The organism is Arthrobacter sp. Helios (assembly GCF_023167125.1).
Lineage (GTDB): Bacteria > Actinomycetota > Actinomycetes > Actinomycetales > Micrococcaceae > Arthrobacter_B > Arthrobacter_B luteolus.
The window spans coordinates 563,834-585,172 of sequence record NZ_CP095402.1 but is presented as its reverse complement, the minus strand read 5'-3'; the positions used below and the strand labels follow the sequence as shown (position 1 = coordinate 585,172).

The 21,339-nt window shown below is 66.6% G+C and carries 16 protein-coding genes and 1 tRNA gene; 2 read left to right on the top strand and 15 right to left on the bottom strand.

Going from position 1 to position 21,339, the window contains the following annotated elements:
- Positions 1-7 precede the first annotated feature (7 nt).
- The 9 genes from ArtHe_RS02575 to ArtHe_RS02535 form a co-directional block, all read right to left on the bottom strand.
- On the bottom strand, positions 8-1,009 hold the full coding sequence (locus tag ArtHe_RS02575; protein ID WP_248318598.1) for an NAD-dependent epimerase/dehydratase family protein: 1,002 nt from the start codon (positions 1,007-1,009) through the stop codon (positions 8-10).
- Entirely contained in the window at positions 1,006-2,061 is a 1,056-nt protein-coding gene (locus tag ArtHe_RS02570; RefSeq protein WP_248318597.1) for a Gfo/Idh/MocA family oxidoreductase, read from the bottom strand. Before ArtHe_RS02570 ends, ArtHe_RS02575 begins: the two co-directional genes overlap by 4 nt.
- Positions 2,062-2,255: 194 nt before the next feature.
- A complete protein-coding gene (locus ArtHe_RS02565; RefSeq protein ID WP_248318596.1) occupies positions 2,256-4,940 on the bottom strand; it encodes a helix-turn-helix transcriptional regulator in 2,685 nt (894 codons plus the stop codon).
- A gap of 25 nt (positions 4,941-4,965) precedes the next feature.
- Positions 4,966-7,569, bottom strand: coding sequence for a LuxR family transcriptional regulator (locus tag ArtHe_RS02560; RefSeq protein ID WP_282568724.1), 2,604 nt, complete (start codon positions 7,567-7,569; stop codon positions 4,966-4,968).
- 460 nt (positions 7,570-8,029) lie between these two features.
- Entirely contained in the window at positions 8,030-8,614 is a 585-nt protein-coding gene (gene pth, locus ArtHe_RS02555) for an aminoacyl-tRNA hydrolase (RefSeq protein WP_248318594.1), read from the bottom strand.
- An 88-nt stretch (positions 8,615-8,702) separates the two neighbouring features.
- Positions 8,703-9,302 carry a 50S ribosomal protein L25/general stress protein Ctc gene (locus ArtHe_RS02550; protein ID WP_248318593.1) on the bottom strand — a complete coding sequence of 200 codons (600 nt, stop codon included), beginning with the start codon at positions 9,300-9,302 and terminating at the stop codon, positions 8,703-8,705.
- A gap of 415 nt (positions 9,303-9,717) precedes the next feature.
- A complete protein-coding gene (locus ArtHe_RS02545) occupies positions 9,718-10,701 on the bottom strand; it encodes a ribose-phosphate diphosphokinase (protein ID WP_248318592.1) in 984 nt (327 codons plus the stop codon).
- Complete coding sequence (glmU, locus tag ArtHe_RS02540; RefSeq protein ID WP_248319646.1) at positions 10,698-12,209, bottom strand: bifunctional UDP-N-acetylglucosamine diphosphorylase/glucosamine-1-phosphate N-acetyltransferase GlmU; 1,512 nt, start codon at positions 12,207-12,209, stop codon at positions 10,698-10,700. The genes ArtHe_RS02545 and glmU overlap by 4 nt, the downstream gene beginning before the upstream one ends.
- Positions 12,210-12,303: 94 nt before the next feature.
- Positions 12,304-12,375: transfer RNA gene (locus tag ArtHe_RS02535), tRNA-Gln, on the bottom strand.
- Positions 12,376-12,530: 155 nt separating this feature from the next.
- Here ArtHe_RS02535 and ArtHe_RS17895 point away from each other — a divergent pair.
- Positions 12,531-13,610, top strand: a complete 1,080-nt coding sequence (locus tag ArtHe_RS17895) for an NUDIX domain-containing protein (protein WP_349238375.1) — start codon at positions 12,531-12,533, stop codon at positions 13,608-13,610.
- A gap of 89 nt (positions 13,611-13,699) precedes the next feature.
- On the opposite strand, the gene ArtHe_RS02520 is transcribed toward ArtHe_RS17895, so the two are convergent.
- From ArtHe_RS02520 to rsmA, 3 genes are read right to left on the bottom strand one after another with little or no spacing between them, the layout of a single operon-like run.
- On the bottom strand, positions 13,700-15,574 hold the full coding sequence (locus tag ArtHe_RS02520; RefSeq protein WP_248318591.1) for an ABC-F family ATP-binding cassette domain-containing protein: 1,875 nt from the start codon (positions 15,572-15,574) through the stop codon (positions 13,700-13,702).
- Positions 15,575-15,597: 23 nt separating this feature from the next.
- Positions 15,598-16,554, bottom strand: coding sequence for a 4-(cytidine 5'-diphospho)-2-C-methyl-D-erythritol kinase (locus ArtHe_RS02515; RefSeq protein WP_248318590.1), 957 nt, complete (start codon positions 16,552-16,554; stop codon positions 15,598-15,600).
- Complete coding sequence (rsmA, locus tag ArtHe_RS02510; protein ID WP_248318589.1) at positions 16,551-17,429, bottom strand: 16S rRNA (adenine(1518)-N(6)/adenine(1519)-N(6))-dimethyltransferase RsmA; 879 nt, start codon at positions 17,427-17,429, stop codon at positions 16,551-16,553. Before rsmA ends, ArtHe_RS02515 begins: the two co-directional genes overlap by 4 nt.
- A 229-nt stretch (positions 17,430-17,658) precedes the next feature.
- Between rsmA and ArtHe_RS02505 the strand changes: the two genes are divergently transcribed.
- Positions 17,659-18,894, top strand: coding sequence for an XRE family transcriptional regulator (locus ArtHe_RS02505; protein ID WP_248318588.1), 1,236 nt, complete (start codon positions 17,659-17,661; stop codon positions 18,892-18,894).
- A gap of 26 nt (positions 18,895-18,920) precedes the next feature.
- Here the strand turns inward: ArtHe_RS02505 and ArtHe_RS17860 are convergent, their stop codons facing one another.
- The 3 genes from ArtHe_RS17860 to ArtHe_RS02485 form a co-directional block, all read right to left on the bottom strand.
- Positions 18,921-19,370, bottom strand: coding sequence for a resuscitation-promoting factor (locus tag ArtHe_RS17860; protein ID WP_282568709.1), 450 nt, complete (start codon positions 19,368-19,370; stop codon positions 18,921-18,923).
- Positions 19,346-20,044, bottom strand: a complete 699-nt coding sequence (locus ArtHe_RS02490) for a ubiquitin-like domain-containing protein (RefSeq protein WP_248318587.1) — start codon at positions 20,042-20,044, stop codon at positions 19,346-19,348. The genes ArtHe_RS17860 and ArtHe_RS02490 overlap by 25 nt, the downstream gene beginning before the upstream one ends.
- Before the next feature lie 280 nt (positions 20,045-20,324).
- Entirely contained in the window at positions 20,325-21,242 is a 918-nt protein-coding gene (locus ArtHe_RS02485) for a TatD family hydrolase (protein ID WP_248318586.1), read from the bottom strand.
- Between the last annotated feature and the right edge of the window lie 97 nt (positions 21,243-21,339).

Genomic DNA, 21,339 nt, shown 5'->3' with positions numbered 1-21,339 from the left:
ATGCGGTTCACAGTTCCTGCCCTCCGCGTCCGGCCGCGATCTCCGCTCGGAGCGGAAGCCACCACTGCACCAGTTCCGCCAGCCCCTTTTCCAGCGGCACTTCTGCCGTGAAGCCCAGCCGGTCCTGCGCCGCAGCGGTGTCCCCGAGCCGCCGGCTGACACCGTTGACCTCGCGGGCGGGTCCGAATTCGACGTCGAGTCCGGACCCCATCACCACCAGCAGCTGGCGGGCCAGCTCCAGCAGGCTGGTTTCCGTACCGCTGGCGACGTTGAAGATTCCCTCGGCGCCGCTCGCCGCGGCCAGCAGGTTTGCCCGGGCAATGTCCTCGGTGTAGATGAAGTCCATGGTCTGCGCACCGTCGCCGAAAATCAGCGGTGGAAGCCCGTCCGCTATGCGTTCCATCCACCGGACCAGTACCTCGGTGTAGACGCCGTGGACATCCATCCGCGGACCGTAGACGTTGAAGTACCGCAGCCCGGTGTAGGAGAGTCCGTACATCGCCTTGAAGCTGCGGAGCATGCCTTCGTTGAAGGCCTTGGCGGCCCCGTAGAAGGTGTCGTTGTTATGCAGGTGGTGAACCTCCGGTGTGGGGAACTGCCCCGCAAGCCCGTACACGGACGCACTGGAGGCGGCCACGACTTTCTGCACGCTGTGCGCTGCAGCGGCCTCCAGGACATTGAACGTACCGTCGGCGAGCACCTCCAGGGCCAGCCGGGGATCCTCGGCGCATTGCGTGATCCGGATCGCGGCCTGGTGGAAAACGTAGTCGGTTCCCTTGGTGAGATCGTGCACCAGGTCCCGGTCCCGGATGTCTCCCTCGTAGAGCCCGACCCGGGCGTCCTCCAGGGCATCAGCCAGGTTGGCGCGGCGGCCGCGCACCAAATTGTCGAGGACCCGGATCTCACCTGCACCGGCAGCCAGGAGCTGGTCGACTATGGCCGATCCGATGGTTCCGGCTCCGCCGGTTACCAGGATGGAGGCTCCGTACAGCGAATGGTTCTGTGTCATGAGGCTGATTCCAGTTCGAGGGTGGGAAGCACGGCCGGGGATCCGGTCTGCTGGCTGCGGGTGGCGGCGTCGAGCACGGACAGGACGCGCAGGCCGGAGTTTCCGCTGGTCTGGGGCTGCCGGCCGGTCCGGATGCTGGCCGCGAACTCCGCGACCATGGCGGCCAGCGCCTCGTGCTCGGGCAGCGCCGGGGACCAGGTATCGCCGAGCCGGTAGGAAATGTTGGACCGGGAGCGTTCGGCCAGTCCGGTCTGCTGGGCCAGATCGACCCCCCGGTCATACACGCTGATCCGCTGCTGGGGGTTGAGGTCGTCCCAGACCAGGGTGCGCCGGCTGCCGCCGATCACCAGCTGCCGGATCTTCGTGGGGCTAAGCCAGTTGACGTGGATGTGGGCCAGGGCTCCCGTGTCGAGTTCAAGGATGAGGTGCCCCACGCAGGCCGTTCCCGCGCCCAGCGGGTCGGATCCGTGGGCGGTCGCCTGAATGGGCCGCAGTCCCCCCGGGAGCACGAAGTCCAGGATCGAAAGATCGTGGGGGGCAAGGTCCCAGAAGACGTCGACGTCGGGCTGGATGAGTCCGAGGTTGATCCGCACGGAGTCGATGAACAAAATGTCGCCGAGCTCGCCGCCGGCAACCAGCTCGCGGATTTTTTGGACGGCGGGGGTATAGCAGTAGGTGTGGTCCGCCATCAGGACCAGCCCTGCGGCGTCGGCCGTGCGCACCATCTGCTCGCCGTGCGCCAGGGTGTCGGCCAGGGGCTTCTCCACGAGGACGTGCTTGCCTGCCGCCAGCGCGGCGGCGGCGATGGCATGGTGGGTGCGGGCCGGAGTAGCGATGGCCACGGCGTCCAGGGCGGGGTCTTCCAGCAGCGCCTGGACCGAGTCCTGGACGGCTGCGCCGCCCGCAGTGTGCGCCAGCCGGCCGGCACGTTCCCGGTCCAGGTCGCAGATGGCGCTCAGGCGCCAGTCCGGGCTGGCGTGGAAGTTACGGGCCAGGTTCGGACCCCAGTATCCTGCACCGATCACGGCCACGTTCAGGACGTTTTCGGGCAAGACCGATCCAACGGTTGGCGAAGGGTGCACTTTTGAGACCTGCTGTTCTATCCGCAGCCGTGGGCGGCTGAGCTCCTGTTACTGCGGATCACCCTACGAAGGCCGCGTTTGGAGCCGGATGAGTACCGGTTACCGGTAATCGCCTGCCGCTACCCGGAACGGGTACTTCCCTACCGCGTAGTCAGAGTCTGGATTTACTCCCCCAGCAGCTCAGCTGTCAGTTCATCGCGTTTGCTGATGCCAAGTTTTTCGAAGATCCGGTAGATGTGCCCTTCGACCGTGCGTACGGACAGGTACAGCCGCTCGGCCACTTCGGCGTTGCGGTAGCCCTGGATAACCAGGGTGGCAACATCCTTCTCCCGCCGCGTCAGCGACGGTGTCCTGGCGGTGCTGCGGCTGCTGGCGGCGGCCTCGGAAGTCTTGCCGATAACCCGCTGGACCCGTTGTACCTGCGTGCGGTCACCCACTGCTTTGGCCAGGCGCAGGGCCTCCTGCAGCGCCAGCGGGCCCAGGGCTGTGCTGTCCGCGTCCATCGGTTCCACGGCGAGGTGAAGCAGGGCAGGCACATCCTGGTCGAGGACTGCCCGGGCCAGCACGTTGGCGGCACGGGCCCGGGGCCCCTGCACCTCCTCGCTGAGCTTGAGCAGGCGGCTCATGACCGTGGGGTCGCCCAGGCCCATGCCCAGCGCCCGCAGCTCGAACTCCGCTGCGGCCAGCCCCAGTTCCTCCGCCTGATCCGCCAGATCCCGAAGGTCCGTGAGCGCCCTGGGTTCCTGCGTTCTGGCGTATTCGGCGGCGAGCCGGTTTCCCCTTGCCATCATCTGTGCGTTAACCGGCCCGCGCGGCTCTAGTCCGTCGCAGTCCGCGAGGATTTCATCGGCCTGGGCGAGGTCACCCTGCCGTGCGGACAGCTGGGCACTGATCGACAACGCCAGGGGCAGCATCCCTTCGGGATCATGGGTCCGCAGGCCTTCGACTGCGGCGGTGAGCTTTGGCAGAGCATCCTTCAACCGGCCCCGGCGCAGTTCCATCACGGCGAAGCACATGTCCACTGTGCCGCCAATCCGGCCGGTGCTCCGGGACGAGGCAGCAAAGTCCTTCTGCATCGTGTCCCGGGCTTCCTCCCAGTACCCCGCCCAGAGCAGGGCCGTGAGATGGCGGTGGAGAACGAACTGGTAGTAGGTCAGGAACCTGTGGTCGTTGCGGATGATGATTGCCAGCGCCTCACGGGTCAGATTGGCGGCAGTTTCGGAGCGGCCGCTGCAAGTGTGGATGTCACCCAGCAGTGTGAGTGCCATCATCGTGGCCTCGGCGTCCCCCTCGGCCCGCGCGTTGGCAAGCAGGCTGGTCAGCTCGGCCGCGGTGCTGCGGTAGGTGCCTTCAGCTACTGCAATCAAGGCTTCCAGCAGGCGTGCTCCACGACGGGAGGAGGCAATGTCCGCCTGCAGTTCGGCACCATTCCTTCCATCAGCTGTGGCGGCTGCTTCGATGCGGCCGATCGCGTCTTCCCAGGTCTGCCTGGCCCGGCGCAGCCCGGAGCCGGCCCGGTCGGAGTGCTGGCGCAGCTGGACGTCCAGCAGCGTGCCGAGTTTGGCGGTGGTGAGGTCCCTCGCCGTCTCTACCGTTCCGGCCACCAGCTCCTGCGCCGCGGTGAAATTTCCCCGCTGGTAGTGCGCCCTCGCCGTCTGGATCCGGGCGGCAGGCAGCAGATTGGGGTCCTGGATTTCGTGAGCAGCGCGGAGGGCGAAGTCGCTGTCGAAGAAATTATTTGCCATGTAGGCGGCCTGAAGAAGCTGGTGATCCGGCACGGGTGCGCCGCAGTCCAGGGACCAGGCGACGCTGCGCAGCAGGCCGTCCATGGAGTCAGGGTTCTGCGGCAGGACAGCGAGTACCCGCTGCCGCAGGCGGGCGCTGCGGGCGGCCGGCACCATGTGCCGGACCAGTTCGCCGTACAAAGGGTGCCGGGGGCGCAGAAGCCGCTGACCGTCCTCTTCCACGCTGACCAGCCGGGCGGCGGTCAGTGCATCAACCGAACGGTGCAGTCCCAGGCGAAAGGCGACGCCGATGGGTACCGGCTCCGCCAGGGCAATGATCTCCATGGCTTCGCGTTCATCATGTGAAAGCCCCGACAGCTGGGCTTTCAGGAGATCGCCCAGCCGGCCCTGGGGCGGGCGCACGTTTTCCCCGAGCAACCAGACTCCGCGGCGCGGGACCAGGTTGCCGGTGCGCCGGGTTTCGGCGATCAGCGCGAGCACATACATCGGGTTCCCGCCGCTCATCCGGGCCAGCTCGGCACTGGTCGTGCTCAGTACAGGCCCCCCGAGCACCTGCCCGCACAGATCGTGAACCTGGGAATCTGTCAGGGGCAGCAGATGGTGCCGGGCGAGTACTCCGCTCCAGACCTGGGCCGGTATTCCAGCCGGAATATCCGTAATGCTGCGCGTCAGGATCAGCATCCGCACCGTTCCTGCTGCCACCAGCTGGGAAAGCAGATCGGCACTGGCTTCATCCAGGGCATGCGCATCATCCACGACGACCAACGGCGGCGTGGGTGTGTCCGTCTCCGTTGCCGGACGCAGGCGGTCCAGCAGCGCCCGCATCACAGCCAGCGGCGAGTCCGTGTCGCTCGCAGAGAGGACAGGCAGCAGCGGGGCGAGCGCACCGAAGGGAATCCCGGTCAGTGCCGAACTGGCATGGATGCGGTGGACCGGCATCTCCGATTCGAGGACTCCAACCACCACGTTGGCCAGCGCGCTCTTCCCCAGTCCTGCTTCCGCGACGACGAGGGCACCCCGCAGTTCCGGCGAGCGGATGCTGGCCAGGACGGCTTCTATGCCTTCTTCCCGGCCCACCATCGGCTGCGAAGCAAAACCTTGCATATTTCCCCCAAATCCATCCCCGGGATTACCGGAGGACGTCCCTCAACTCATCGCGGCCGGATACATGCAGCTTGTCGAAGAGCTTGCCCAGATGCCAATCTACGGTGCGTGGTGAGAGGTGGAGTTCCTCGGCGATCTGGGTCCGGCTCCGTTTTCCCGCCGCCAGCCTCACCAGCCCCGCGTCGAACTCGCTGAGCTCCCCAAGTTTCTGCTCCAAGCTGTTTTCCCGGCGCAGCTGCCGGAATGCAGCGTTTTCCACGGCGGCGGCTGCGCGCAGCATGCTCCGCGGCACGGTGTCCGCTACCGTCCGCACCAGCCGGGCTGCGTGGTGCGCCAGCGGGTGCTGCCCAAGTTCCTGTGCGCCCCGGGCCGCTTCCAGAAGCAGCCCCGGGTTCCCCTCCGCGAGTCCCCGGCCGTACCGGGCCAGCACTTCCGCCCACCGACCCGATGCCCCATCTGCCGTTCTGGCCAGCAACATTGCCGCGGTGTTGTCCCCCAGCGTCACCGCGCGTTCGAGGCAGCTGAGGGCAAAGGACACGTTGCCCAGTTCGAGAGCATCTTCGGCGAGCTGGAACAGGCGCCGGGAGTTTGCCTCCGGTGGTTCGGATTCCTCCGCAAGCACCCTGAAATAGGTGGTCATCTGCCTGGCATACCAGAGCGGCCGGTGCCGGAACCTGGGGGCCAGGGCTGTGTAGGCCGCGGCCTGCTCCGGATCCCCGCTGAGCGCGTATGCGTATGCCATCAGGGCGGCGGCCAGTGGCAGGAGGTTTTCCGGATCGTGGTACCGCAGCTGCCCCACGGCGGGCAGCAGGGATTCCAGCGCTGCCTCTCCTTCTCCAGCTGCAACCCGCAGGAATCCGTCTGCCAGTTCTCCGCCGTTGCCCCGGAAAAATCCCTCTTCGTTCTTCTCTGCGGCACGCAGCATCTCCCGCGCCCGGTCCAGCTCCCCCGCCGCGTAATAAGCGTAGAAGAGACGGGTCAGGACCGCCGCCTGGTCCGGCGCGGCCTGCGGAGCCATGATCAGCGGCCCGAAGTCCTCCAACATGGCCATGGCTTCGCCGGCGCGACCGGTCACGCTCAGGGCTTCGGCTGCCATGGCTGCTGCGAGGGCACGCAGGCCCGGCGCAGTACCTTCCTGGCCGGCGAGGGCAAGAAGCGGTTCAACCGACTGGGCGTAGTCTCCCTCCGCCAGCCACGCATGTGCCTGGGCAAGGACGATGGATGCATCCGTATCCGCGTCGTACGACGGCGTTCGGGGAGGGGTTCCGTCAATTCCCGCAGGGCCCTTGCCGCGGAGGCTGTCCAAGACGGACTGGGCGTTGCCGGCCTTGGGCAGGCTGCGCAGCAGCCCGGCCTTTTGAAGCATCAGCTCAACCCAGCTTGAGCGGCTGACATCGAACCCCGGTTCGAAGTGCTGGAGGACGCTCAGTGCCAGCTGGTTCTCGCCCAGGAGGGTCAGGGCCCTGACTTCCTCGCAGACAAGTTCCTGGCTCCGGCTTTCCGCGGCAACGGACCTGATGTAGAGGAGGGCTCCGGCGTTGTCCCCCCGGGCATTGGCTGCCTTTGCGGCCCGCAGTACCAGCTGTCCGTCCAGCTGTGCCCCGCAGGCCAGCGACCAGGACGCATAGCCGGTCGTGGCAACCGGGTCCAGACCGTCGCTGGAGCCCAGCACCGCTGAGAGTTCCTTCCACAGCTGGTGGCTGCGGCCCAGCGGTACATTCTCCGCCACCACGGCGGCCAGGGTGGCATTGCGGATTCGCACAGTGGGCACCGGACAGCCGGTCAGCTCCACCGTTCCGGATTCCTCCAGCGTGTCCAGTACATCCGGTGATGCCAGTTCCAGCAAAGCCTTCAGCGGGAGGGAAACGGTAAAGGAGAGGATCTCCACGACTTTGCGTTCCTCGGACGAAAGCCCTGACAGCCTGGCAGAGATCAGTTCAGCGATCGCCCCGGTGTGGATATAGGGTGCGGCCATCACCCAGACGCCCTCGCTTCGGACCAGCCGCCGCGACTTAATCTGTTCGCGGGTCATCAGGATGGTGAACTGCGGACTGCCCCTGGTCTCCGTCCACATCGCCGCCCATGCCCGCTCAGACACTGGGCCGCCTGCCGTCTGCTCCATGAGCTGATGGGTGCTCGCCTGGTCCAGGGGTTCAAGGTCGGTTCGCTGGAGATAACCCTCGGACCACAGGGAAATCAGGTCAGGTGCTGCAAGCAGGATGTCCTGCACAGTGGCGATGACAGTAGCATCTCCCCCGCGGGCCAGCTGCGAAACCAGCAGTGCGGACAGGTCATCAAGTTCCTCAGCATCGTCGACGCAGATCAGGACCGGGAGGCCGTTGGCCTTCTGCCGGAGCAGGACACGCAGCTGCTGCAGGACCTGGACAGGGTGCAGTTTGGCCGATGCAGGGAGTTCCGTGATGAGCCAGGCCATGGCCCCGTATGAGGTTTTTCGGGAAACCCGGGTTCCGTGAAGATTAACGACGTGGAATCCGCCGGCTGCCTCCAGCACTGCCGTGGCCAGTGCCGTCTTACCCATTCCGGGCGCGCCTACGATGAGCATGCCCTTCCCGCTCCGCAAAGCATCTTGCATGCCGTGCAGCACGCTTTCGCGCCCCACCAGTGGCATCGGCGCCCTGGCCGCTGTCATACCCGGCCAGCAGCTTCCAAAGGTGTCAACAGGCTAGAAGCAGCCCTGGCTGCCCATCCCATATGCGTTCCCCCATGCTGCCTGATTCGGTTTTTTCTGCGCCCCCGCAACATACGAGTCAATGGGTTAGCGTACGCCGTATCAGCGTTCATAGGAAGGCATTGAGTAGATGGTTTCCCGCCGACACTTGGCAGTGCAGGCAACCTGGGTTGGGAAACATACAAAGGAAAAGGGACCGACGCCGGGATGGGGGTGGCCCAGTCTCGGAGGCCTCCCGACGCCGGCCCCGCTTCAGGAGCCCGAAGGCTAACGCCAGTCTAGGCCCGGGGTCAGGCTCAAACAATGCTCTTCAGGGGCACTGGCGGCACTGGTTAAATACCCTAAAAATGCCCCGCACTACTTGTATGCGATGACGTGGGGCTTTACCGCAGGGACGGCCTCAGGACCCGCCGTGGAACTTCTGCTGGGCGGCGGTCAGACCCTCCGAAATGAGGATTTCCAAGGCGTCAGCCGCATCTGAGATCAGAAACGGCAATTCCTTTGCCTCGGCGGTGCCGAAGTCCTTCAAGACATAGTCCGCGGTGTCCATCCGCCCGGGCGGACGCCCCACACCAACCCGCACCCGAAGGTAGTCCTTGGTCCCCAGGGCTTTGCTGATGTCGCGCAGGCCGTTATGGCCGCCCTCACCGCCGCCGAGCTTGAGCTTGACAGTATTGAACGGGATATCGATCTCATCGTGAACGGCGATGACCTGGGCCGGGTCGATTCCGTAGAAACGGGCCAGGGCGGACACCGGACCGCCGGAGAGATTCATATAAGTCGAAGGCTTGGCCAGCACGACGCGTGGGCCGCCAAGGGAGATTCGGCCTTCAGCGACCTGGGCCCGCGCCTTGTGCGTCTTGAAGCGCGCGCCCATCCGGGCGGCGGCCTCGTCCAGGACCATCTGGCCAATGTTGTGCCGGTTACGGCTGTAGCCGGGCCCGGGGTTTCCGAGCCCGGCTACAAGCCAGGTATTGCTGTTCACAGGTGGGACTGCTCCTTGGACTGGTTCCGAAAGCTGCCGGACGGCTCAGTCCAGGAGTTCAGGCCCCGGCAAACCGTGCAGGAAAGACTTAGGCCTCTTCGGCTGCGGGAGCTGCTGCAGCCTCTTCCTCGGAAGCCTCGCCCAGGTCCTGGACCGTGGGCTCGGAAACGTTGACAACCATGGTCTCCGGGTCCAGCAGCAGTTCGACGCCTGCCGGCAGATCAATGTCACCGGCAATGATGTGCTCGCCGGCCTTGCGGCCTTCAACGCTGACCTTGATGGACTCGGGAAGGTTGGTGGCGTCCGCGGAGACCAGCATGGTCACGGCTTCCTGGTTGAAGACGGCGCCCGGAGCAACTTCACCCTCAACGTGGACGTTGACCTCAACCTCAACCTTTTCGCCCTTACGGACGGTCAGCAGGTCGATGTGCTCGATGATCTGCTTGATCGGGTCGCGCTGGATGTCCTTGGCCAGGGCCAGGTGGGCTTCGCCGTCGACGTCGATCGTCAGCAGTGCGTTCGGGGTGCGGACGGCGAGGGTGGTTGCCTTGGCGGGCAGCAGGATGTGCATAACGTCGGCGCCGTGGCCGTAGATGACTGCGGGGATCTTGCCGGCGACGCGGGCCTTGCGGGCAGCGCCCTTGCCGAAGTCGGTGCGGGTGGTGGCTGCGAGCTTCTGATCAGACATAACAAACTCCTGTTGTGGTTCTTCCGTAATGGCTTCGAGTTGCCTATCCGGCGCCGGTATCGGAACGAACCAGCTGCATTTCCCGCGTCCAGGGGACTGCGGTGCAGTTGAGAAGTTGCCAGCCACCGTCGATAACGGAGTACCTCCGGATTTTTCCGGGGCCTCCCTCGCCTAGGCATCGCTGACAATCCTACCGCATTCACCCGGGCCCCTGGTCCGCGGCGGTGGGAGGGTGGCCGCGGGGAAGGGGGCAGGGGTGGCGGCGCGGCCTGGACGCAGTCAGTGCCCGAGAGCCGGAGCTTTCGGGCACTGACTGTGTTTTTACCTGTGTGCGCTGTGTTTTTAGCTGTGCACTGTGTTTTTAGCTGGGTGCCAGGGGCTGGAGGTTTAGCGCCCGAAGCGGACAGCCGCGTGGTTAGGCCTTGCCGTCGAAGAGGCTGGTCACCGATCCGTCTTCGAAGACCTCGCGGATCGCGCGGGCGATCAGCGGGGCGATCGAGAGCACCGTGAGCTGTTCGAACCGCTTGTTGACCGGAATCGGCAGCGTGTTGGTGACTACCACCTCGCGGGCGCCGGACTCAGCCAGGGTGCGTGCCGCCGGATCGGAGAACACAGCATGGGTAGCCGCGATAATGACATCCTTGGCACCGGCTTCCTTCAGGACCCGGACCGCTCCGGCGATCGTTCCGCCGGTGTCGATCATGTCGTCGATAAGCACGCAGGTGCGGCCTTCGACCTGACCGACAACCTGCTTGGAGACAGCCTGGTTGGGAACGGTGAGATCCCGGCTCTTGTGCACGAAGGCCAGCGGGGCGCCGCCGAGGCGCTCAGCCCACTGCTCAGCCACCCGTACGCGGCCGGTGTCCGGGGATACAACGGTGACGTTGGTGACGTCCACGCGGGTGCGGATGTAGTCGGCCAGCAGCGGGATAGCCATCAGGTGGTCGACGGGGCCATCGAAGAAACCTTGGATCTGCGAGGTGTGCAGGTCCACGCTCATGATGCGGTCCGCGCCGGCGGTCTTGTATAGGTCGGCAACCAGACGGGCGGAAATCGGCTCGCGGCCGCGGCCCTTTTTGTCCTGGCGGGCGTAGGGGTAGAACGGCGAAACCACCGTGATGCGCTGGGCCGAGGCACGCTTCAGCGCGTCGATCATGATCAGCTGCTCCATGAGCCAGTTGTTCAGCGGGGCCGGATGGGCCTGGATCACGAAGACGTCCTTGCCACGGACGCTTTCGCCCGGACGGACGTAGATCTCACCGTTGGCAAAATCATAGGCAGCGAGCGGCAGCAGGTCGGTGTCCAGGCATTTGGCCACCTCCTCGGCCAGCTCCGGGTGAGCCCGTCCCGTGGCTAGGACAAGCTTCTTTTCACCTTGTGCGGTGATTACGCTGCTCATTCGTGGTCGCTTTCTCGCGTGGGGATATCAGTACCGGAGAGGGAAGTCTGTGTCTGCGCCGCTTCCGCTGCCCGGGCAGCGGCGGAATTCGGGCGGTTGGCTGCCACCCAGCCATCGAGGTTGCGCTGCGGAGCGACGTTGATGGCCAGGGAGCCGGCGGCAACGTCCTTGCGGATCACCGTCCCGGCTCCACTGTACGCCCCGTCGCCTACCGTTACGGGGGCCACGTACATGTTGTCGCTGCCCATCCGCACGTGCGAACCCACGGTGGTGTGGTGCTTCTTTTCGCCGTCGTAATTGACGAAAACGGAGGCAGCGCCGATGTTCGAGTGCTCACCGATGGTGGCGTCCCCCACATAGGAGAGATGCGGCACCTTGGAACCGGCACCAATCTCCGCGTTTTTGGTTTCCACGAAGGTGCCGATTTTGCCGCCCTCACCCAGCCGGGTGCCGGGGCGCAGGTAGGCAAAGGGCCCGACGTCGGCCCCTGCCCCGATCTGCGCATCAGATCCGTGGGTGCGGATCACTTTGGCGGCTTCTCCGACCACTACGTTGGTGAGGGTGGTGTCCGGGCCAACGACGGCGTCGCGCGCTATCTGCGTGGTGCCGTGCAGCTGGGTGCCGGGCAGGATCGTGACGTCCTCGGCGAGACTGACGGTGGAATCGATCCAGGTGGTTGCCGGGTCCACCACGGTGACGCCGGCACGCATCCAGGCGGAGAGGATCCGGCGGTTGTGCTCCGCGTTAAGGGCCGCCAGCTGCACCCGGTCATTCGCACCTTCGACCTGCCACTGGTCCCCGGTGACGACGGCAGCGACCCGGCCGCCGGCGTCGCGGGCCAGGGAGAGCACATCGGTCAGGTACATCTCGCCCTGGGAATTATCGGTGCTCACCTGGGAAAGCGCCGTACGCAGCACGCCTGCGTCGAAGGCATAGATCCCGGAATTGATCTCGTTGACGGCCCGCTCGCCGGCGTCAGCGTCCTTGTGTTCCACGATCCGGGTGACGGTGCCGTCAGCGGCGCGGATGATCCGCCCGTAGCCCGTCGGGTCATCCACACGGGCGGTCAGGACCGTCACGGCATTCGCGTCGACGCGGTGCACCGTGACCAGTTCGCGCAGGGTCGCCGGTTCCAGGAGCGGCACGTCACCGTAGGTCACCACGACGGTGCCCTCAAGTTCACTGACGGCGTCGATCGCCTCCAGCGCGGCCTGGACAGCGCGTCCGGTTCCGGGAACGTCGTCCTGATCCACGATCAGCGCTCCGGGCTGCAGCGCTGCGACATGCTCAGCGACCCGGTCCCGCTCATGGCGGACCACAACGGCGAGGGTGCGGGGAGCCAGTGCCTGCGCGGCATTCAGGGCGTGTCCGATCATGGACACACCACCCACCGGGTGGAGGATCTTGGGGGTCCGGGACTTCATCCGGGTGCCGGCTCCGGCGGCGAGGACAATGACGGCGGCGGGGCCGGCCTCAGCGTTCGGTCCGGTACCCTGCGTATCCTGCATGCTCACGAAAAAGCGCTCCTACACGTTGTCCGGCCGGGTACGGGCGGCGTCTGCTGCCTCCGGGATATCCCCAGTGCGGCTGCTTGCCTTACCGTTCCGCCCATAGGATTCGAACCTATACTCCACGGCTCCAAAGGCCGGGGTGCTGCCATTACACCAGGGCGGAAAGTACGCAGCACCGGCTGCACACAAGACTCCAGTTTGCCATGTGTTCAGGCCCATCCGCGACTTGGGTTCCGACGCCCCGCCCAGAGGCCCGGCCGGGAGAATGCGTAGACTGGGGAGGTGGCGAGAATAACAGCGGCGCGCTCACGGCCGCGCATGACCGGAACCCAGCGCAGGGCACAACTGATCGGCGTCGCACGGTCCCTCTTTGCACTGCGCGGGCTCGAAGGAGCCACGATTGAGGACATCGCCGCCGGAGCGGGTGTCTCCAAACCGGTGGTGTATGAGCATTTTGGCTCCAAGGAAGCGCTCTACACAGAGGTGGTCGACTCCGAGTTCGACCGCCTGCTGGCCGCCATTACTGAGGCGCTGGGGGCCGACGCCGGCCCGCGCGTCCTGCTCGAACGCGCCGCCTATGCGCTGCTGGACTACATCGAGAACCACACCGACGGTTTCCGGATTTTGGTCCGGGACGCGCCGCCGTCGCAGCCCGAGGGAACCTTCTCCACCCTGCTTTCCCGCATCGCCGCGGATGTGGAGCACATCCTGGCCAAGGAGTTCAGCAGCCGCGGGCTCAGCGCCGAGGTGGGCGGGATGTACGCCCAGATGCTCGTAGGTATGGTCGCCATGACCGGTCAGTGGTGGCTCGATGCCCGCTCCCCCGACAAGGCGACCGTGGCAGCGCACCTGGTCAACCTCTCCTGGAACGGGCTCACCGGACTGCAGAAGGACCCGGCGCTGGGACACATTCCCGGCGGCGCACCCATGGTGCTCACGCTCTCCGCCGTCCTGGTGCACGACACCGAGGGGCGGATCCTGCTGGTCCGCAAGCGCGGAACGCAACGCTTTATGCAGCCCGGCGGGAAGCTGGAGCCGGGCGAGGACTTCCGCCAGGCGGCCGCCCGCGAAGTCAACGAAGAGCTGGGACTTCATGTGGTGGCCTCTGACCTGTCAGACATTGGCCGCTGGTACGGTCCGGCCGCCAACGAAGCCAATACGTTCATAGATGCCGGCCTGTTTTCACTGACCCTGTCCGGCCCCTTCGGCAGCGGCTCCGATCCGGCCCCGAAGGCCGCCGCGGAGATCGAAGAGACGCTCTGGCTCACCCCGGCCGAAGCGTTCGCACGCACGGACATTTCCCCGCTCCTGCGCGATCATGTGCTTCCGCAGCTGCTGTCGGGCGGGACCCAGGGCAGCATCGAAGTGCCAGACCGCGAAGCCGCCGACCCACGGTAGGAGCCGGCCCAAACCCAAACCGGCCGGAGCGCTGGCCCGATTCGCAGGGCAGCCGCCCGAAGGCCCGCATAAAGCCTGTCAGTTAACCGCTACTCGAGCAGCTCCGACGCCTCGAGCCACTGCATTTCCAGCTCTTCCTGCTCCGCGGCCACGGCCTGCAGCTTTGCGTTCAGGTCCGCCAGGAACTCAAAGTCCGGCGACGCCTGTGCGGTTGCCGCGTTCATCGATGCGTGAATCTTCTCCGCCTGGGCGGCCAGCTTGGTCAGCTGCCGTTCAATCCGGGTCAGGTCCTTCCGCGCGGCGCGCTTGTCAGCTTCGGAATGAACCGACCCGGCCACCGCCGTCGCCGTTCCCGTCCCCTGCAGACCCGGGCCTGCGGCGTCGGGCCGGGAGCCGGCGGCCTGCGCTGCCCGGGACGCCTGCGAGGAGCGGCCGCCGCCCGCACCTCCAGCCCCGAGCGCGGCTTCGCGCAGCTCAAGGTACTGGTCGACGCCGCCGGGCAGGTCGCGCAGCTTGCCGTCACCCAGCAGGGCCATCTGGGTATCGGTGACGCGTTCGAGCAGGTAGCGGTCGTGCGAGACCACCACGAGCGTCCCGGGCCAGCCGTCCAGCACGTCTTCGACTGCGGCCAGCGTATCGGTGTCCAGGTCGTTGGTGGGCTCATCGAGCATCAGGACGTTCGGTTCGCCCACCAGCAGGCGCAGCAGCTGCAGCCGGCGGCGTTCACCGCCGGATAGTTCACGGACCGGAGTCCACTGGCGCTGGGAACTGAAGCCGAGCTGCTCCACGAGCTGGCCGGCGGAGAGCTCGCGGCCGCCAACGTTGAAGACGCGCTTCTCCTGTTCGATGACCTCGATGACCCGCAGATCCGCAACGTCGTCGAGTTCCCGGACTTCCTGGGTCAGGACGGCGGTCTGGACCGTCTTGCCGCGCTTGAGCCGGCCGGACGTGGGTTCCACCGTGCCGTTGAGCAGGCGCAGCAGGGTGGTTTTGCCGGCGCCGTTCACGCCCACGATCCCCAGCCGCTGGCCGGGAGCCAGACGCAGGGTGATGTTCCGGAACAGCTGGGTGTCCCCCAGCTCCAGTGAGACGTTCTCCAGGTCCAGCACGTCCTTGCCCAGGCGGGCCGTGGCCATCTTGTTCAGCGACAGGGTGTCCCGCGGTTCCGGGACATCCGCGATCAGGGTGTTCGCCGCTTCGATCCGGAACTTGGGCTTGGAGGTGCGGGCCGGAGCTCCGCGGCGCAGCCACGCCAGTTCCTTCTTGATCAGCTGCTGGCGCTTGTTTTCCACGACGGCGGCAGTGCGGTCGCGTTCCGCGCGGGCCAGCACGTAGGCGGCATAACCCCCGTCAAAGGGCTCCACCATGGCGTCATGGACTTCCCAGGTCCGGGTGCACACTTCGTCGAGGAACCAGCGGTCGTGGGTGACCACCAGCAGGCCGGCTTCGTTGGCCCGCCAGCGCTGCTTGAGGTGCCGGGCCAGCCAGGCCACACCTTCGACGTCGAGGTGGTTGGTGGGCTCATCGAGCATAATGACGTCCTCGTCGCCCATCAGCAGCTTGGCCAGTGCAACGCGGCGCCGCTGCCCGCCGGAGAGCGAGGAAACCTTCGCGTTCCAGTCCACTTCCTGGACCAGGCCGCTCATCACGTCGCGGATTTTGGGATCGGAGGCCCACTCATGGTCCGCGGCGTCGCCGACGATCGCGGCGCCAACAGTCAGGTCGCCGTCGAGCACGTCCGACTGGTCCAGGTAGCCAACCGTGACGTCGCGGCGGCGGGTGACCCGGCCGCTGTCCGGCGTCTGCTGTTCGGCGAGCAGCCGCATCAGCGTCGACTTGCCGTCGCCGTTGCGGCCCACCATCCCGATCCGGTCGCCTTCGTCGAGGCCAAGGGAAACGGCGTCCAGGATGGTTCGGGTGCCAAAGGCGATGCTGAGGTTTTCAGCGCCAAGCAGGTGTGCCAATCGGAACTACTTTCTTCGGTGGTTCAGCTGTTGTCTGCGGGGACGGCGGGTTCTGCCCCGGGGGCGGGTCCGTTAACGGCCAGGGCGTTGTGTCCCTCGGCGCGCAGGGCTGTTTCCAGGCGGGCGGCCGCGGCCCCGTCTGCAGCCAGGAACGCAAGGGTGGGACCGGATCCGGAGACAATTCCCGCGAGTGCTCCGAGGTCCCGCCCGCGCTGCAGCACTTCGTCCAGGGCCGGGGCCAGGGACAGCGCCGCGGGCTGCAGGTCATTATGGATAACGCTGGCGAGTGCGGCTGCGTTCCCCGGGGCCAGCGCGGCCAACACCGCTGGATCCGCTGACTGTGGTTCTTCCGCCACGGCTCCGGCTTCGGAGCGGAGCGCGTCCAGGCGCCCGTAGACAGCCGGTGTGGACAGCCCTGTGTCGGCGGCCACCAGCACCCAGTGCAGTGGTGCCTCCGCGGCAACGGGGGTGAGCTGGTCGCCGGTGCCCAGCCCGACGGCGGCGCCGCCGGTGAGGGCGAAGGGCACGTCAGCGCCGAGCTGGGAACCGAGTGACGCGAGTTCCGCTGCGCTGAGGCCGGTTCCCCAGAGTTCGTTGCAGGCCAGAAGCGCTGCAGCGGCATCCGCGGACCCGCCGCCCATGCCGCCGGCCACCGGAACGTGTTTGGTGATGACCAGGTCCACGGCCGGGTCCTGGACGCCCGCGTGGCCGGCCAGGGCAGCGGCCGCACGGGCCACCAGGTTCTCCGGGCCCAGCGGGATGCCGCTGGCCGGGATGCTGAGTGGCCCTCCGGCATCCACCCGCACGGTGATGCCGGGCTCCGCCGCCGCGGTGGCCGTGACTTCCTCAAAGAGGCTGACAGCGAGGTAGACGCTTGCCACCGCATGGTAGCCGTCCGGCCGGAGCGGACCGACGCGGAGGGAGACGTTGATCTTCCCCGGTGCGCGGACACGTACCGCCCGCGGAGCGGAAAGGCTCATACGGCGGTCCGTGCTTCGGCGATCCGCGTGTACGCGTGGATGTCCAGGACCTCGCCCCGGGCGCTCGGGTCCACACCGGCGCTGCGCAGCGCGCGTTCGGCCTCAGCCGGGCTTCCGGCCCAGCCTGCCAGAGCGGCACGCAGCGTCTTGCGGCGCTGGGCGAACGCGGCATCGATAACCGCGAAGACTTCCTGCCGGCTCGCCTGCGTGGCGGGAGGTTCGTGGCGCTCAAAGCCAACCAGTCCCGAGGCGATCTTCGGCGCGGGCCAGAACACGTTCATGCCGATGACGCCGGCCTTGCGCATGGTCCCGTACCAGGCTGCCTTGACGGACGGGACCCCGTACGTCTTCGAACCGGGTTTGGCCGCCAGCCGGTCGGCGACCTCGTCCTGGACCATGACCAGGCCATGACGCAGGCTGGGGAAGTGCTCCAGCAGGTGCAGGACAACGGGTACGGCAACGTTGTATGGGAGGTTGGCTACCAGGGCCGACGGCTGCGCGGGAAGTTCAGTCACGCGCATGGCGTCGGCAAGAACCACGTGCAGGTTTTCGGCCTTCTCCGGACGCCAGGCACTGACTGTCTGGGGAAGCCGGCCGGCCAGCACCGGGTCAATTTCGACGGCGACCACTTCACGCGCTGCATCAAGCAGGCCAAGGGTCAGCGAGCCGAGCCCGGGACCGACCTCCAGAACGGTTTCTTCCTCGCCGACCGAGGCCGCGGACACGATCCTGCGGATGGTGTTCCCGTCGATGACGAAGTTCTGGCCGAGCGTCTTGGTGGGACGGACGCCCAGCTCTTCGGCCAGCGCCCGGATATCGGAGGCGCCAAGGAGCGGCCTGGGCCGTGGAACGGGCGTGGATACGGAATCAGTCACTGCCTAATACTAGCGCCAGCGCAGCTGCGGACCGGTGTCCGCGCCGGGCAGCTCCTAGTCCGGCCAGTCCCCCACCTGCGTCCTGAAACCTGCGGGGTCCGGTGTCTGGAACATCTTCATGGGATTCCTTCCGCGTTAGCCCCTGCTGCTCTGCCGTGGCGGGTTGCCGGACGGTAGCATCGATTGCCGCGGCAGAATCCAAGTCTGCCGCACCCGGAGAACGGCGGGAATGGCGATGGGCAAATCGTTTGGTGAAAAGCTCCGGTCGGACCGGCGGGAGCGGTTTCTGAGCCGCTCCGAAGTGGGAGCTCCCCTTCTGACTGAACGCGGGGTGTCGCTGATTGAGAGCGGCCGGCGGGAACCCGGTAAAACCGCGATAACGCAGTTCGCACAGAGGTTGGCCTCCGCACCCGGAAACGCTCCGCGGCCGGCGGGCCCGGCCGGAGCGATCTTCCTTGGCCTCTCAGCCCATCAGTTCTGGGACGAGCGCAACTATGCTGAGGCACTTGAGCACGCGGCCGCCGGTGCCGGAGCCGCATTGGCGGAACACGATCCCGACGAATGGTGGGCCCTGGCGTTCCTGGCCGCCCGCTGCCAGCTCAAGCTCGGGGATTTCGATGGCTGCATCCTTCGGGCGTCCCTGCTGGCCCGGCACCGGCTGGCACTGGAGCAGCTGTGCCTCCGCGCCCGTGCCAAGGTCCTGCTGGCCAATGCCTACCAGGGCCGGGGCCTTCTGGCTGAGGCGGTCCGGCAGGGGCAGGCAGCGGTCGCCGCTGCGCAGAAGGCGCCGGCGGGAAAAGACGGTCTGCTGGAGGCGTACCAGGCACTGATCGCCGCGCTCACGGAGAGTGGCCGCCTGGCGCAGGCCTGGGAAGTCTGCCGGGTGTTCCTGGTACCGCTGCTGGACATAGTGCCGGACGCACAACTCGCTGGAAAAGGATTCTGGACGGCCGGCAACGTGGCGTTCCGCCGCGGCGACCTTGCTGCCGGCATCCGGTTCCATGGAAAGGCCGCCTCCCTGCTGAGTCCCCGGCTGGACCTGGGACTGTGGGCCTCTTTTAACAAGGCCTCGGCCAGTATGCGGCTGTCCTCCGGCCTGCATGACGATCAGACCCTGGACTGCATCGAGCACGCTGAAACAGCGCTGGCGGTGGTGGGCGGATCACGGACGGATGCCCTGGACCTCCTGCATTCGCGCGGGCGGTGGCAGCAGCTGCAGGGCAACCATGCCGAGGCTGTCAGCCTGCTGTCCGAGGCCTACGCCGGGCGGGCTGTCCTGGCTCCTCAAACCGCTGCCGAGGTGGCCCTTCAGCTCGGGCTCAGCCTGGCTTCCCTGGGCAGGAGCTGCGCGGCCGCCGCCCGGCTGGAGGAAAGCGAAGCGCTCTTCCGCAGGGCAGGCGCGGCAGACAGGTCCGGACACGCGAAAGCCCTGGCGGCCTCGCTCTCGCAAGGGTGCCAGGGCTAATGCGTTCGCTGTGGACGACCGTTCGGTTAGAGCAGCCCCAGCTTGCGCGCGCAGGAAGGCCAGTGGCCCCAGCCTCCGTTGGCGCGGAGATTCTCTGCGACGGCGATCTGCTGTTCCGGGGTGGCGTCGCTGGCGACCGGGGCGTAGGCACCGCCGCCGGCGCCGATCCAGCTTTGGGTGCTGAACTGCAGTCCGCCGTAGTAGCCGTTTCCGCTGTTGATGTGCCAGTTGCCGCCGGACTCGCACTGGGCGAGCGCTGCCCAGCTCCCGCCCGCGGGAGCTGCACCGCCGGCCGGGGCAGCGGCGGGACGTTTCTTGGTACCGACGGCCACGGTTTCGGTCACCGGTTCCGCACTGAGCTTTTCGCTGACCAGGCTGCGGCTGACCTCACGTCCGTCCAGGATAACCAGGTCAAACACCAGGGTCCGTTCGCCGGCGGCCCCGGCGGCGGTTACCTGCTTCTCGCCTTCGAACATCTCGGGATCTTCCACGGAACGCGTTTCAAACGGCACTGCTTCGGTGACGGTTTCCTGGGATCCGGTGACCATGCGGGTGCCTTCAGGATCATCCCGTCCGCGATATCAGCACGGGCCGGGGCGGAGAGGCGGTCTGTGGGGCCTACCTTGATACCGGCCTCGTCGAGCACAGCTCCGACAGTTCCCGCCGTGGTTTCGATTTCGGTGGACTTGCCGTCCGCGACAAGCAGCACGGTCTTCGGGGTAGAGATGGACAGCCCGCTCAGCTTGGCCAGCGAGGTGTCCAGCGATGCCGACACTGATGAGTTCGCCGAGACCCGGAGTTCCGAAATGAGGTCCGCCACGGTGGATCCGGTGGTCTGCACTGTGTGTCCGGTGCCGTCAACGTTTACATTGACTGTCTTGGCCGTGGTGACTTCGATCCGGGAGCCGTCAAGGACCTCGGTCCCCGGAGCCGGAGTCACACGGTCCGCGGCCGCCAGCTGGATGTCAGCTTTGGCCAGGACATCCTCAACGGTTCCGCCGAAGGTCATGATGTCGCTGGTTTCGCCGTCCACGGACAGGACGACGGACTTGTTGGTGCCGACGAAGGCTACGAGGCCCAGGATGAGCGCCACCATCACGGCGGCCTGACCCCCGAGCTTGAGTGTGCGCCTCACGAATGCAGTTGCCACGGAATTCCAAACGTTCACAGCTTCCGGGCACGGGGACACGGCACACGCCGGGCGGACCTCCGGGTCTCACGGAGCGCCGACGAGTGCAGGCAGGAACCATCACCGCACCTTGAGTCCGGACTCAGCGAGACCGGGCGCACGGCGCGGAGGCAGTGGTATCAGTCCGGAAGCCTTCCCCGACCCCGGCTAATAGGGTCTTACCGTAACCGAACCGTGATCTGCGGGCAAACCGGGCATCTGGCCCCTTATCCGCGGAATGGCTCAGACTGGTGTCCCGCAGCTAGTCCCAGGACCCATAGACGTGCTCGGTATTCGAGGCAATTGAAGCGCAGAGTGCGCTGAGCTCAGCCTCCCGGATTTCGGCCATCGCGCGCACCGTATAGGGGATCATGTAGCTGGCATTGTTCCGTCCGCGGTACGGATGGGGCGTGAGGAACGGAGCATCAGTTTCCACGAGCATCAGCCCGGGATCGGCGGTTTGCAGCGCATCGCGGATGCCTTGGGCATTGCGGAACGTGACCGTCCCGGCGAACGACATATACCAGCCATTCTCATTGCAGATCCTCGCCAATCCGGCGTCTCCCGAGAAGCAGTGGAAAACCACCGCCGGAGGTTCCGCCTCTTCATTGAGCACCTTCACCACGTCCTCATGGGCATCGCGGTCGTGTATCTGAAGGGCAAGACCCAGCCTGCGGGCTATGTCTATATGCCGCCGGAAGGAGTACTGCTGTGCCCCGGTGCCCTCCGGTCCGGTCCGGAAGTAGTCCAGTCCGGTTTCGCCCACCGCGCGGACACGGGGGTGGGCGGCCAGCGACTCGATTTCGGCGAGCGCACTGTCCAGCGTTCCGAGCCCGGCGAGTCCGGGCGCGTCATTCGGATGGATTGCCACGGCGGCCAGCAACCGGGAATCCTCCTGTGCCAGCTGGACAGCCGCGCGGGAGGACTCCAGGTCCGTCCCCACCTGGACTGCGCCGCGGACACCGGCTGCCTCAGCGGCGTCGAGGGCAGCCCCCGCAGTCAGGGCACCGGGCCCGCCGAAATCCAGATGGGTGTGGTTGTCCATCACCGGAACCGGCAGCGGTTCAGGGGCGGGTGCGAACGCTTTGTCTCCCGCTTTGCCCTCCTCCCGCCGGCTGTGCGGCAGCGACAGGTAGGTCTGCGGTATCTGACCCGGAACATAACCGCTGGGAATATTCATGTCTTTAAGCCTAAGTGAGCTTGTACCCTGTACGTAGAAACGTGGCCCCGGCCGGCAGCCGGAAGGTATTTGCCGTCATCTGCCGTCAGGGGGCACG